Raw genomic sequence first — 13,152 nt, forward strand, 5'->3', positions numbered from 1 at the left:
AACTCAGCCCGGCCGCAGCATCGAACCGGAAATGGCGAAGATGCGCGCGGCGCCCATCATATAAGCTATCAACGTCTCGCGGCGGAACAGGCCGGCATAGGCGCGGTCGAGCACGTTGAGCGAGCCGGTATAAGCGCCGAAGGCCGGCATGATCATGCGGCCGCCATCGCCGGCAAAGCAGCGCCGCCGCACCGAGCGGCCCTGCTGGACGATGCGGGCGCAAGGGTGAAGATGGCCGGCAACTTCGCCCTCGGTTCTTATCTTCGACGGCTCGTGGCGGAACAGCAGCGAGCCGATGGCGAGTTCGCGCACCGTCTCGCCGGGCAAATCCGCCGGCGCTTCCGGGTCATGGTTGCCGGCGACCCAGAACCAGTCGCGGCCGGCCATCAATGCTTCCAGCCGATCGCGGAAGGTTTGATGCATGCGCTCGGCGCCGCCGCCGTCGTGGAAGGAGTCGCCCAGGCTGATGACGATGGCCGGCTGATAGTCCGCGATTACCGCCTGCAGCCGGAGCAGAGTGGCGCCGGTATCGTAGGGCGGGATCAGTGCGCCGCGCCTGGCGAAGGACGAGCCCTTTTCCAGATGCAGGTCGGAGACCGCGAGCAGCCTCAGATCGGGGAAATAGAGCACGCCGCGCGAATCACAGACCGCGCGCTCGCCCGCGATGCCGACAAAGTCGGCCTCGGCGATCAGCGATGCCCGCGCCAGCGAAAAATTCATTCCTCAACCATCCCAGGACCCATGGCTTCCTCGACCAAAGTCGCGGCATCCATCAGCAGCGTTTCGTCGGCCTCGCCGTTCACCGGCATCTTGCCGATTTCGAGCATGATCGGCACGGCCAGCGGCGATATCTGTTCGAGTGCCTTATGCACGATTCGACCCTGGATACGCGAGAGCATGTCGGCAAGTCTGCTGACATCGAGCAGACCGGTCGCCGCGTCGGCGCGCGTCGCCTGCAGCAGGATGTGGTCGGGCTCATGGCTGCGCAGCACGTCATAGATCAGATCGGTCGAGACGGTGACCTGGCGGCCGCTTTTCTCCTGGCCGGGGTGACGTTTCTCGATCAGGCCTGAAATCAGCGCGCAGTTGCGGAAGGTGCGCTTGAGCAGCCAGCTGTCGGCCAGCCAAGCCTCGAGGTCGTCGCCCAGCATGTCCTGGTCGAACAGAGCGCCAAGCGAAGGTTTCCGCGATTTGAACATCGCGCCCATATCGCCCAGCGACCAGATGGCCAATGCGTAGTCGGTGGCGACGAAGCCAAGCGGCCTGGCGCCGGCCCTGTCCAGCCGGCGGGTGAGCAGCATGCCGAGCGTCTGGTGCGCCAGCCTGCCCTCGAAAGGATAAGCGACGAGATAGTGACGGTTGCCGCGCGGAAAGGTCTCGATCAAGAGGTCGTCGCGTTTGGGCAATTCCGATTTGTCGGCCTGGAACCGCAGCCAGTCCGATACCTGCTCGGGCAGCTTCTTCCAGCGCTGCGGGTCGTCCAGCATGGCGCGCACCTGCTCGGCGAGGTAAGTCGAAAGCGGAAATTTGCCGCCGCCATAATAAGGAACCTTGGCGTCGCTTCCCGGCGCATTCGAGACGAAGCATTCGTTCTCGCGGATGCCTTCGAAGCGCAGCACTTTGCCGGCAAACATGAAGGTGTCGCCATGCGTCAGCGTTTCGAGGAAGGCCTCCTCGATCTTGCCCAGAGCCCGGCCGCCGTGCGAAGCCGAGCCTTTGCTGCCGGCCTTGACGTAACGCACATTGAGCGCCGGCACCTCGATGATGGTGCCGACGTTCAGCCGATATTGCTGCGCGACGCGGGGATTGGAGACCCGCCACATGCCGTCCTTGTTGAGGCGGATGCGGGCGTAGCGCTCGTAGTTCTTCAGTGCGTAGCCGCCGGTGGCGACGAAATCGATGACGCGGTCGAATGTCGGCCGGTCGAGGCTGGCATAGGGCGCTGCTGTCAGCACTTCCTCGTAGAGATCGTCGGCGCGAAACGGCGCTCCGCAGGCGCAGCCCAGCACATGCTGGGCCAGCACATCGAGCCCGCCATTGACCAGCGGCGGCGTATCCTGGGCGCCCAGATAGTTGGCGTCCAGCGCTGCCCGGCACTCCAGCACCTCGAAACGATTGGCCGGGATGAGGATCGCCTTCGACGGCTCGTCCATGCGGTGGTTGGCACGGCCGATGCGCTGCGCCAGCCGGCTGGCGCCCTTGGGCGCCCCGACATGCACGACCAGATCGACGTCGCCCCAATCGATGCCGAGATCGAGCGTCGAGGTGGCAACGATGGCACGTAAGGCATTGTCTCCCATCGCCTTCTCGACGCGGCGGCGCTGGGTGACATCGAGCGAGCCGTGATGCAGCGCGATCGGCAAGGTATCCTCGTTGACCCGCCACAATTCCTGAAACAGCAGCTCGGCCTGGCTGCGGGTGTTGACGAACAGCAGGGTGGTCTTGTGGCGCTTGATCTCGCGGTAGATTTCCGGCGTCGCATAGCGCGCCGAATGGCCGGCCCATGGCACGCGCTCTTCCGAATCGAGGATCGAGATTTCGGGCTTCGCGCCGCCGGTTACGACGATGAGCTCAGACATATCGGGACTTGCCAGGCCTTTGGGCGGATTCTGGCTCACCAGCCAGCGCCGCAACTCGTCGGGCTCGGCCACCGTTGCCGACAGACCGATCGTCTGCAGGCCGGGCACGATGCTGCGCAGCCGCGCCAGCCCGAGCGCCAGCAGATGGCCGCGTTTCGATGTCACCAGCGAATGCAACTCGTCGAGCACGACATAGCGCAGATCCTCGAAGAAGCGCCCGGCATCGCCGGCCGCAATCAGCAGCGCCAATTGCTCGGGCGTGGTGAGCAGGATATCGGGCGGCGCCAGCTTCTGGCGCTGCCGCTTGTGGGAAGGCGTGTCGCCGGTGCGCGTCTCGATGGTGACGGGCAGGCCGATCTCCTCCACCGGCTTGCCGAGGTTGCGCTCGATGTCGACGGCCAGCGCCTTCAGCGGCGAGATGTAGAGCGTATGGATGCCGCGCCGTGCCATACCGGCTTTGCGTCTGGGGCGGTTGGCCAGTTCGGTCAACGATGGCAAGAAGCCGGCCAGTGTCTTGCCGGCGCCGGTCGGTGCGATCAAGAGCACCGATTGCCCGGCTTGAGCCTTCGCCAGCAGCTCGATCTGGTGAGCGCGCGGCGACCAGCCTTTTTCGCCAAACCATCTGATGAATGGCTCGGGCAGAAGGACGGCGGCATTTTGTTTGGCAAGGCGCGGCTGCTCGGTCACGCGAAAGAGGTAGCGCGACGTCGCGCGATCGCCAAGGAAAATCGGAACAAAAGGTGATCGGGTGAGTTGCCCTCACCCCGTACGGGGAGAGGATGCCGGCAGGCACGTGAGGGACAGCGCGAGCTTTCAATCGCTGGCGCCGCCCCTCATCCGCCCTTCGGGCACCTTCTCCCCGTGAACGGGGCGAAGGAAGAGGCGCTAAGGCCGCCGAAACCCAGTCGGCCCGCCATAGAGATACCCAATCCGATCAACCGCATCCTTCAGCCCTTCGCGCGAGACCAGCATGGTGTGGCCGTTGGCGTGGATCATGGTCTCGGCGTCGGCCATAACGGCGACATGCCCCTTCCAGAACACGAGGTCACCGCGTTTTAGCCCGGCATAATCGGATCCCGGATCGAGCGGCTCGCCCAGGCCTGCCGCCTGCATGTCGGAATCTCGAAGCACATTGCGGCCGGCCATGCGCATGGCCAGTTGCACGAGGCCAGAACAGTCGATGCCGAAGCCGGAGGTGCCGCCCCAGAGATAGGGCGTGCCGATAAACATCTCGGCGACCGAGACATAGTCGGCGGCGATATCGCTGACCGGGCGCACATGGCCGGCGATCAGCGCCTCGCCGGAAGGCAACAGCGCATAGTGCGTGCCGCGCGTTTCGGCAGCGCCCCTCACCGTCACCGTCGAGCCCATCGACAATTGCCCGCTGATCGGAAAGCGCAGATCCGGGCCTGGATAGAGAAAAGTGCGCGGCGCCGTGACGATGTGGGTTGGCGCATGCTCGGGTGCGCCCAGCATGGTGGCGCCGACGTAGCCGACATAGCCGTCACGTTCGGCCTGGACCCAGGCCCATCCCTCGGCTTCCTCGAAGACAAGCACATCGTCGCCGAACAGTACCTGCGTGTTGACGCCGGCATCCGGGCGCGGTGCCTTGCGCACGTCAGCCACGGAGGCCGTGATCCGAGCCCGACGGCCGGTGACGAAGCGATCGGCCGAAACCTCCCCTTTCAGCCTTGCATCGGCGAGGTCGGAACGGAAGGCGTGGAGGCGGGCATCCCTGGCAGTCAAATCGGTACTCGTTCTAATTCATGGATTGATCAGATGGGCAGTTCATGAGCCCTGGCAACGATACCATCCCCGAAGCGCTCGACAAAGAGCGCGCCTTCGACCGTGCGCCGGATCAGCACATTGCGCTTGTCGAGCTCGTCGCGATGGCGTGACACCAGTTTCAGCGCACCCATCGTGTCGAGGGCGCGGGTGATAACCGGCTTGGTAACATTGAGGCGGGCGGCTAGACCGCGCACCGTGTGCGGCGGCGGGTCGAGATAGATGGTGAACAGGATCGCCGTCTGGCGCATGGTGAGATCTGGCGCGCCGGCGCGCACCTGCGACAGCATCACCTGCTGCCACAGCCGCATCGCCTGGCTCGGACGCATCGAAATCGACATCGCCCGAGCATGACGGCAAATTGTTTCGGTTCCGTTTCAGTTTTGGTGGCCGTCTCAGGGCGTCAGGCATAGCGCCTCGAAATGACCCGCTCCAGTGCACGGATGCCTTGCGCCTCGCCGCCGGCGGGTCCGTAGGGGCGATCGGACGGGTTCCAGGCGAAGATGTCGAAGTGCGCCCAGCCCGTTGTCCGTTCGACAAAGCGCTTGAGGAAAAGCGCCGCGGTGACCGAACCGGCGAAGCCGTCGGTGGTGACGTTGTTGATGTCGGCGATCTTCGACGCCAGCCTGGCGTCATAGGGCCGCCACAACGGCATGCGCCACAACGGATCCTCGACGGCCATGGAGGCCGCAGCCAGTTCGGACGCCAGCGCTTCGTCGCCAGTGTAGAAAGGCGGCAGATCGGGCCCGAGCGCGACACGCGCTGCCCCGGTCAGCGTCGCCATGTCGATCAGCAGTTCCGGCTCCTCGTCATCGGCCAGCGCCAGCGCGTCGGCCAGCACCAACCGCCCTTCGGCGTCGGTGTTGCCGATCTCGACGGTAATGCCCTTGCGGCTGGTCAGTACATCTCCAGGCCGGAAAGCGTTGCCGGCAATCGAATTCTCGACCGCCGGGATCAGGACGCGCAGCCGCACCTTCAGCCCGGCAGCCATGATCATCGAGGCCAGGCCCAGCACATTGGCGGCGCCGCCCATATCCTTCTTCATCAAGAGCATGCCCGAGGACGGCTTGATGTCGAGGCCGCCAGTGTCGAAACAGACACCCTTGCCGACCAGCGTCACCTTCGGCGCGCCTTCCGGTCCCCAAACCATGTCGATCAGGCGCGGCGCTCCGACCGAGGCCCGGCCGACCGCATGGATCATCGGGAAATTCTGCTTCAGGAGATCATCGCCCTTGATCACCGATACCTCGGCCTCGTGAGTGGCCGCCAGGGTCCGCACGGCCTTCTCCAACTCGTCCGGTCCCATGTCGCTGGTCGGCGTGTTGACGAGGTCGCGCGCCAGGAAGACGCCGTCGGCGATGCGCCGGACACGTCCTGCATCTACGCCGAGCGGCAGCGCAAAACGCAGCGTCTTGCCTGATTTCTTTCCGTAGCGAGTGAAGACGTAACCGCCGAGCACCAAGCCTATGGCCGCGAGTTCCGGCTCGGCTGGAGCGGCGGCAAAATGCCAGTCGCCTTCCGGCAAGGCTCTCGCCAGCATGCCGACGGCCAGCGCGCCCTCGCCATCACCGACGCCGAACAAGGCGCCGGCAAGGGAACCGTTGTCGCCGGGGACGGCGAGCGTCCTGCCGGCTTCGCCGGAAAAGCCGTTGGCGGCCGCCCATGCGGTCATGGAAGGCGAAAGCCCCAAGGCCTCCAGTCCATCGCTCGCGACCAGATGGACCGGCAGGGCAGTGTTTAGTGTCTCGATGAGTTCGACGGGCATTCGATGGTCTCCGGGAGGCTTGCAGGTCGTCCTCAGTCAAGTGACAGGGACGTCGGATGATTTCAACATCTATGCACAGGGGCCGGCATGGGACTGCCAGGCCAAAGGCTTCCGGCGGGCCGTTCACCGATCCGACGGCTCACTTTTTAACTGTCCGTTAGGGTTAACAGAATATTTCTGCGGGGATGAAGATGGCCACGTGAATGGCCACGCGCAGGAATGGAGAGCCCCGTGCCGATGCCCACCAACCGCAGGATGAACGTCACGGGCAAACGGTTGGTCACCACGGCACTGCTGATGGCGCTGGCGGCCGGTGTTGCCGGGTGCGGAACCAGCAAGCTCACGACCGGCTCGATCGGGCGCACCAGCGGCAAACCGCTGGAAACCATGTCGGCCAGCGAGTTGCACGGGGCGACCGGGCGGCTGGGCGAATCCTACGCAAAGAACCCCAACGACAAGCGGCTGGCGACAAATTTTGCGGCGGCGCTCCAGATGGACGGCGATGCCGACCAGTCGCTTGCCGTGATGCGCAAGCTGGCGATCGCCTACCCCAAGGATCGCGACGTGCTTGCCGCCTACGGCAAGGCGCTGGCCGCCAACGGCCAGTTCGAGCCGGCGCTCGACGCCGTGCGCCGGGCGCAGACGCCGGAATATCCGGACTGGCGGCTGATGTCGGCCGAGGCCGCCATTCTCGACCAGCTTGGCCAGAAGGATGAAGCGCGCCAGAACTACCGCAAGGCGCTGGACCTAAAGCCGAACGAACCCTCGATCCTTTCCAATCTCGGTATGTCCTATGTGCTGGAAGGCGATCTGCGCACCGCCGAGACCTATATGCGCTCGGCAGCCCAGCAACCGAATGCCGACAGCCGGGTGCGCCAGAACCTTGCGCTGGTCGTGGGACTGCAGGGCCGCTTCGACGAGGCCGAGAAGATCGCGTCGCAGGAGCTTTCACCCGAACAGGCGCAAGCCAATGTAGCCTATCTTCGCCAGATGCTTGCCCAGCAGAACGCCTGGAGTCAGCTCAAGGATCAGGACAAGGCAAAGCCGGCGACCAACTGAGCGCCGCATGGGCGCCGGCTCCGCACAGCGCAAATCCGTCCACGCATCAACGCTGAAAACCAAGAGCCGCACTGCATTGGCAGTGCGGCTCTTTTGTACGGCTGCAACCGAGGCCTACTGGCTTGAGGAATTGTGCTGGTCGCCGAAGATGCCGCGCTGACTGACCTGAATGCCGGCTGGGCCTAGAATGATGGCGAACAAAACCGGCAGGAAGAACAGGATCATCGGCACGGTAAGCTTCGGCGGCAGGGCGGCGGCCTTCTTCTCGGCGGCATTCATGCGCATGTCACGGCTTTCCGAGGCCAGCACGCGCAATGCGTGCGCCACGGGTGTGCCGTAGCGTTCGGCCTGGACCAGCGCCTGGGACACTGACTTCACCGACTCCAGGCCGGTACGAGCCGAGAGGTTTTCATAAGCCTGCTTGCGCTCCTGCAGATAAGAGAGTTCGGCGTTGGTCAGCACGAATTCCTCCGCCAGCGCCACCGACTGCGAACCGATCTCCTCGGAGACCTTGCGCAAGGCGGCCTCGACCGACATGCCCGATTCGACGCAGATCAGCATCAGGTCGAGCGCATCCGGCCACGCCGCCTGGATCGACTGCTTGCGCTTGGCGGCACGATTGTTGACGTAAAGGATCGGCGCGTAGAAACCGGCGTAGGCGACAAGGATGCAGACGAACAGTTTCACGAAGGCCGGCCGGTCAGGCAGTCCGCCGAGCACGAACAGATAGATCGCTGCCAGCGCGAAACCGACAAAAGGCAGGATCAGGCGGAAGAACAGGAAGCGGGTCAGCGGGTTCTGGCCACGAAAGCCCGCCACCTTGAGCTTCTGCAACGTGCCTTCATCGGCCAACGCACGCCGCAGGTCCAGCCTGTCGACGATGTTGCGCATGCCGATCGACTGCTCTTCGCGCAGCCCCTTGCGGCGACGATCGGCTTCATTGGCAAGCCGCGCGCGCTGCTTGGCGCGCAATTCGTCACGCTCCAGCGCCACCGATCTCATGCGAGTCTTGAGCTGATTGCCACCAAGGGCCGGCAGCACCGTGAAGACGGTCGCGAACACCGCAATGCCAACCAGCAACGCTATCAGGAAGGCAGGATCGGTCAGCGATTTTACGACTTGGTCGGTCATTCGTTTTCAGTCTTTTCGTTTCGAGCTTTCCAAGGTCGGCCTAAACTTCAAAGTTCATCATCTTGCGCATCACCAGAATGCCGATCGACATCCAGACGCCGGAACAGCCGAGGATCAGATTGCCGGTGCTGGTGGTGAACAGCGGCATGATGTAGTTCGGGCTCGACAGATAGACGAGAAGGGCGACGACAAAAGGCAGCGCGCCGATGATGACGGCCGACGCCTTGGCTTCCATGGAAAGCGCCTGGACCTTGGCCTTCATCTTCTTGCGATCGCGAAGCACGCGCGACAGGTTGCCAAGCGCCTCGGAGAGATTACCGCCGGCCTGTGACTGGATCTGAATAACGATGCCGAAGAAGCTTGCCTCGCTGCACGGCATGGTTTCAGCCATGCGCAAGGTGGCATCGGGGATGGACATGCCAATCTGCTGTGAATCGACGATCCGGCGGAACTCGGTCTTGACCGGCTCCGGCGATTCACTGGCGATCAGGCGAATGGCGTCGTTGAGCGGCAGGCCGGATTTGACGGCGCGCACGATGATGTCGAGGGCGTTGGGAAATTCGTTGAGGAACGCCTTGACCCGGCGCGCGCGGCGAAACGAGACGAACCAGCGCGGCAGGCCGAGCGCCCCCGCCAGCAGCGCGCCCGGCAGGACCAGAAGCGGCGCGCCGGCGAGATAGGCAAGCACCGTCAGCGCGATGCCGCAAATGACGGAGTAGATATAGAAACGCTCGATCGAGACCTGCATGCCGGCCTGACGAATCTGGGCCTTTAACGGCGGCTTCTTGACGGCGAGTTCGTTGGTTTTCTGCTTTTCGTCGAGCTGTTTCAGCGTGTCCTGGACAGATTTACGCCGCTTGACCGCCTCCGCGACACGGTCGCGCGAAGCCTTGACGACCGAACGATCGGTCTCGGCGGCCTTGATCGTCTCGAGCCGCTTGCCGGCCTGCTTCTCGTTGCTCATCTTGGTGAACAGGAAGGCATAGGCGACCGCACCGGCGCTGAAGCCGGCGAGCACGATGAACGCCAGTACGGTGGTGTCAATTCCGAACATCGACCTCGGTCCCCAGCGCATATCGCCGTTTCAAGGAAACGGCGATATGCGCTATCGCTTTGTTTTGACGCAATTCCCAAGGGAAAGCACTACGCGCTTTTCCCGGGAAAACCGCTTCACACTTTTTCTGGAATTGCTTCCAACCTCGATATGCGTCAGTCAGCGCGTTTCTCCATCGATTCCAGCGCATTGGCGAGGCGCTGTTCCTCGCCATAGTAGCGGGCGCGATCCCAGAAGTGCGGACGGCCGATGCCGGTCGACACGTGCTCGCCAAGCAGCCTTCCATTCGAGTCCTCGCCCTTGATGTTGTAGAGCACGATATCCTGCGTGATGATGACGTCGCCTTCCATGCCGATCACCTCGGTGATGTGGGTGATGCGGCGCGAGCCGTCGCGAAGGCGTGCTGCCTGGATGATGACATCGATGGAGCCGACGACGATTTCACGCACGGTCTTCTGCGGCAGCGAATAGCCGCCCATGGCGATCATCGATTCGATACGGTTCAGGCATTCGCGCGGGCTGTTGGAGTGGATCGTTCCCATCGACCCATCATGGCCGGTGTTCATCGCCTGCAGCAGGTCGAAAACCTCCGGTCCGCGCACTTCGCCGACGATGATGCGTTCGGGCCGCATGCGCAGGCAGTTCTTGACCAGGTCGCGCATTGTCACCTCGCCTTCGCCCTCGAGATTGGGCGGGCGGGTTTCGAGACGCACCACGTGCGGCTGCTGCAGTTGCAGTTCGGCCGAGTCTTCGCAGGTGATGACGCGTTCCTCGCGGTCGATATAGTTGGTCAAGCAGTTGAGCAGCGTCGTCTTGCCGGAGCCGGTACCGCCGGAGATGACGATGTTGCAGCGGACGCGGCCGATAATCTTGAGTATCTCGGCGCCCTGCGGCGAGATGGCGCCGAACTTGACCAGCTGATCGAGCGTCAGCTTGTCCTTCTTGAACTTGCGGATGGTGAGCGCGGTGCCGTCGATGGAGAGCGGCGGCGCGATCACGTTGACGCGAGACCCGTCAGGAAGACGGGCGTCACAGATCGGGCTCGATTCGTCGACGCGGCGGCCAACTTGGCTGACGATGCGCTGGCAGATGTTGAGCAGCTGCTGATTGTCGCGGAAGCGGATGCCGGTCTGTTCGACCTTGCCGTTGACTTCGATGTAGACGTTCTTGGAGCCGTTGACCATGATGTCGGCGATATCGTCGCGGGCGAGCAGCGGTTCCAGCGGCCCGTAGCCTAGCACATCGTTGCAGATGTCGTCGAGCAACTCTTCCTGCTCGGCGATCGACATTGCGAAATTTTTGATGGCGATGATGTCGTTGACGATATCGCGGATTTCCTCGCGCGCGCTCTCGGGATCGAGTTTCGCAAGTTGCGACAGGTCAATGGTGTCGATGAGCGCGGAGAAGACCTGGCTCTTGGTGTCGTAGTAGGTTTCGCTTTTTTCGCGCTGGATCTTTTTTGGCGGCTCCGGCGCCATCGACGGCGCCTCAACGGCACGGCGAGTTGGCGGCGTTGCCAGCGCTCCCGGCGGCGGCGCTGCCGGGGGTCGGGCAAGTACCCCCATCTCCGCAGGCGTTGCAGCAGCCGGCGCCGCTGACGCTGGCTGACGGAACTCCGGGGTGAACCGGCCGCCGTCGTCGGAGCCTCTTTTTCCAAACATGATCGACTACCAATTTCGCTTGAGAAGCGTCATTTCTTGTTACGCGAGAGCTTGCCGAGGAGGCCGCCAAGGCCTGCCTTCTTCCTGGCCTTGATTTCGCTGCGACCGGTCAGCACGTGCGCGATTTCGTTGATCATGCCGACGACCGGGCTCTTGGGATCCATCTCGCCCAGCATGCGGCCGTTGTTCGCGGCATTTCCAAACAACAACGGGTCGAAGGCGATGACCGACATCGGCGTGAGGCTGAGCGGCTCGGCGAAGTCGGAAGCGGAAATCTCGGGCCGTTTCGGCACGCCGGCCTGATTGATGATCAGTTTCGGCGGCGGATCGTTCGGGCGAAGACGCGTCAGCATATCGACCAGATTCTTGGTGTTGCGCAGATTGGCCAATTCCGGCGTCGCAGTGATGACGATCTCGTCGGCCTTGATCAGTGTGTTCTTGGTCCAGCCCGTCCAGATATGGGGGACGTCGAGCACCAGCAGCGGCACGCTGCGCTGGGCGGTATCGATGAGTTGCGTGAAGGCATCGGGATCGAAATCATAGACACGTTCGAGGGTGGAGGGCGCGGCGAGCAGCGACAGATGTTCGGCGCACTGGGCAAGCAGACGGTCGAGATAAACCTCGTCGACGCGTTCGGGCGAAAACACGGCCTCGGCGATGCCTTGCGCAGGGTCCTGGTCGAAGTTTATGTTGGCCGTCCCGAAAGCCAGGTCGAGATCGGCGACGACCACTTCCGACTTGAACAGCGATGACATCGCCCACGCCACATTGTGGGCGATGGTCGAGGAGCCGACGCCACCCTTGGCGCCGACGAAGGCGATCGAGCGGCCGATCGGCTCGGCTTCCGGATCGACGAAGATCGACGAAACCACCGAGACAATATCGGCCATCGACACGGGCGCGATGACGTATTCGGAAATACCGAAGCGGATGAGTTCGCGGTAAAGACCGACATCGTTGTAGTGGCCGATCACCACGACTTTAGAGGAGGGATCGCAATATTCTGAAAGCTGGGCAAGCTGCTCCAGCAACTGCTTCGGTTCGCTGCGCGACTCCAGAAGGATGAGGTTCGGCGTCGGCGCGGATTGGTAGAATTCGATCGCCGTGGCGATGCCGCCCATATGCACTTTCAGATGCGCCTTGGCCATGCGGCGATCCTCGCCGGCCCGCTCCACCGGATGCGCGACACCTTCCGTCTCGCAAAATGCCTGGATGGAAATACGCGGAACCGGCCGCAGCGCCTGCATCGCGGCAATATCCAATTGCGAGCTGTCGCCGCCGTCTACGGGCGTATCGTAGGCAAGATTGCTCATTGTCATGCTCTTTTCCGTGACTTCTCTTCCGGTCTCTACGCGGGACCGGCGCTCCTAGTACGTCACTTCCGAATTGCCGAGGAACTCGTCCGAAATACCTCTGCCGCGGTAGACGTCGATCACCGCGCCGCGGTTCTCGGCGTCGATGTCGGACGACTTTCTTGGCCCGAGCAGATCGGTCGGATTGGCGAGTTGCGCGGCGAGGTTGTTTTGAGACGAGCAGCCGTAATCGGCGTAGTGCTTGTTTTCGGAGGTTTCGAGGATGTCTTCGGGCCAGCGCCCGCATTTGTCGGTCTGGGCTCTCACCGAAATATAGGAAACGCGGATAGGCGCCGACGCTTCCGGGGAAACCGACTGGTAGGAGGTCACCACGATCCGGTTTAGCTTGATGCCGCTGGCAACCGCCAGCCTTGCGAAATCGCGCGCCGCGGCAGTCGCCGCGACCTCATTAGCCGAGCCGATCGGGGTTGCGATCGTCAGCGCCGGGGCAGCGCTCTTGTCGTAACCGTCGAGGAAGCCCAGAAGCGTGTCGCGCTGCGAGCCGGTCATGCCGCGATCGCCGGCGCCGACCGGGAGGTCGAGCTTCTGGTTCTTCTCAGCAATTACGATCGGATGCGTGGTGCGATAATCATCGGGAATCGCCCCAACCGTGATGCTGTCGCGCTTAGCGCAACCGGCAAGCGAGGCGGCGATCGCGACCGCCAGGATCGGCATTGCCGATCGGCGGATCCGGCCACGGCCAGACCATGCCTTTGCGGCAATCGCCAGTACCTTTGATGCTGACTGAGACATGTCCGCTTCCCCG

General features: G+C 63.3%; 12 protein-coding genes. 2 read left to right on the forward strand and 10 right to left on the reverse strand.

Annotated features, from left to right (window positions below; genetic code table 11):
- Positions 1-3 precede the first annotated feature (3 nt).
- Both pdeM and X727_RS150615 read right to left on the reverse strand, forming a co-directional pair.
- Positions 4-720: a ligase-associated DNA damage response endonuclease PdeM gene (gene pdeM / locus X727_RS150620; RefSeq protein ID WP_023669598.1), complete on the reverse strand. Its 717-nt coding sequence runs from the start codon at positions 718-720 to the stop codon at positions 4-6.
- Positions 717-3,221, reverse strand: coding sequence for a ligase-associated DNA damage response DEXH box helicase (locus X727_RS150615; protein WP_245262675.1), 2,505 nt, complete (start codon positions 3,219-3,221; stop codon positions 717-719). The genes pdeM and X727_RS150615 overlap by 4 nt, the downstream gene beginning before the upstream one ends.
- Here X727_RS150615 and X727_RS1000000169035 point away from each other — a divergent pair.
- Complete coding sequence (locus X727_RS1000000169035; RefSeq protein WP_245260071.1) at positions 3,129-3,323, forward strand: hypothetical protein; 195 nt, start codon at positions 3,129-3,131, stop codon at positions 3,321-3,323. The two genes, X727_RS150615 and X727_RS1000000169035, sit on opposite strands and share 93 nt — an antisense overlap.
- A 141-nt stretch (positions 3,324-3,464) precedes the next feature.
- Here X727_RS1000000169035 and X727_RS150610 read toward each other — a convergent pair whose 3' ends face one another.
- From X727_RS150610 to X727_RS150600, 3 genes are all read right to left on the reverse strand, one after another.
- Entirely contained in the window at positions 3,465-4,325 is an 861-nt protein-coding gene (locus X727_RS150610) for an NlpC/P60 family protein (RefSeq protein ID WP_023688713.1), read from the reverse strand.
- Between the two features lie 29 nt (positions 4,326-4,354).
- Positions 4,355-4,705 carry a MarR family winged helix-turn-helix transcriptional regulator gene (locus X727_RS150605; RefSeq protein ID WP_023669596.1) on the reverse strand — a complete coding sequence of 117 codons (351 nt, stop codon included), beginning with the start codon at positions 4,703-4,705 and terminating at the stop codon, positions 4,355-4,357.
- A 62-nt stretch (positions 4,706-4,767) separates the two neighbouring features.
- Positions 4,768-6,129, reverse strand: coding sequence for a leucyl aminopeptidase family protein (locus tag X727_RS150600; protein ID WP_023834318.1), 1,362 nt, complete (start codon positions 6,127-6,129; stop codon positions 4,768-4,770).
- 237 nt (positions 6,130-6,366) lie between these two features.
- Between X727_RS150600 and X727_RS150595 the strand changes: the two genes are divergently transcribed.
- A complete protein-coding gene (locus tag X727_RS150595; RefSeq protein WP_023669594.1) occupies positions 6,367-7,188 on the forward strand; it encodes a tetratricopeptide repeat protein in 822 nt (273 codons plus the stop codon).
- A 114-nt stretch (positions 7,189-7,302) separates the two neighbouring features.
- Here X727_RS150595 and X727_RS150590 read toward each other — a convergent pair whose 3' ends face one another.
- The 5 genes from X727_RS150590 to X727_RS150570 form a co-directional block, all read right to left on the reverse strand.
- Positions 7,303-8,319 carry a type II secretion system F family protein gene (locus X727_RS150590; RefSeq protein ID WP_023696714.1) on the reverse strand — a complete coding sequence of 339 codons (1,017 nt, stop codon included), beginning with the start codon at positions 8,317-8,319 and terminating at the stop codon, positions 7,303-7,305.
- 40 nt (positions 8,320-8,359) lie between these two features.
- Complete coding sequence (locus X727_RS150585) at positions 8,360-9,373, reverse strand: type II secretion system F family protein (RefSeq protein WP_023669592.1); 1,014 nt, start codon at positions 9,371-9,373, stop codon at positions 8,360-8,362.
- A 155-nt stretch (positions 9,374-9,528) separates the two neighbouring features.
- Entirely contained in the window at positions 9,529-11,034 is a 1,506-nt protein-coding gene (locus tag X727_RS150580) for a CpaF family protein (RefSeq protein WP_023834319.1), read from the reverse strand.
- A 29-nt stretch (positions 11,035-11,063) separates the two neighbouring features.
- Entirely contained in the window at positions 11,064-12,347 is a 1,284-nt protein-coding gene (locus X727_RS150575; protein ID WP_023681982.1) for a CpaE family protein, read from the reverse strand.
- 54 nt (positions 12,348-12,401) lie between these two features.
- Positions 12,402-13,139 (reverse strand): CpaD family pilus assembly protein, encoded by a 738-nt coding sequence (locus tag X727_RS150570; RefSeq protein WP_023745283.1) that lies wholly within the window; start codon positions 13,137-13,139, stop codon positions 12,402-12,404.
- Between the last annotated feature and the right edge of the window lie 13 nt (positions 13,140-13,152).

Source organism: Mesorhizobium sp. L103C105A0, assembly GCF_000502215.1.
In the GTDB taxonomy this organism is placed as follows: Bacteria; Pseudomonadota; Alphaproteobacteria; order Rhizobiales; family Rhizobiaceae; genus Mesorhizobium.

Bases quoted from the DNA above. Each gene is read 5' to 3' on its own strand.
- X727_RS150590 (WP_023696714.1), bottom strand. From the start codon at position 8,319: ATGACCGACCAAGTCGTAAAATCGCTGACCGATCCTGCCTTCCTGATA.
- X727_RS150575 (WP_023681982.1), bottom strand. From the start codon at position 12,347: ATGAGCAATCTTGCCTACGATACGCCCGTAGACGGCGGCGACAGCTCG.
- X727_RS150595 (WP_023669594.1), top strand. From the start codon at position 6,367: ATGCCCACCAACCGCAGGATGAACGTCACGGGCAAACGGTTGGTCACC.
- X727_RS150605 (WP_023669596.1), bottom strand. From the start codon at position 4,705: ATGTCGATTTCGATGCGTCCGAGCCAGGCGATGCGGCTGTGGCAGCAG.
- X727_RS150570 (WP_023745283.1), bottom strand. From the start codon at position 13,139: ATGTCTCAGTCAGCATCAAAGGTACTGGCGATTGCCGCAAAGGCATGG.
- X727_RS150600 (WP_023834318.1), bottom strand. From the start codon at position 6,129: ATGCCCGTCGAACTCATCGAGACACTAAACACTGCCCTGCCGGTCCAT.
- pdeM (WP_023669598.1), bottom strand. From the start codon at position 720: ATGAATTTTTCGCTGGCGCGGGCATCGCTGATCGCCGAGGCCGACTTT.
- X727_RS150580 (WP_023834319.1), bottom strand. From the start codon at position 11,034: ATGTTTGGAAAAAGAGGCTCCGACGACGGCGGCCGGTTCACCCCGGAG.
- X727_RS150585 (WP_023669592.1), bottom strand. From the start codon at position 9,373: ATGTTCGGAATTGACACCACCGTACTGGCGTTCATCGTGCTCGCCGGC.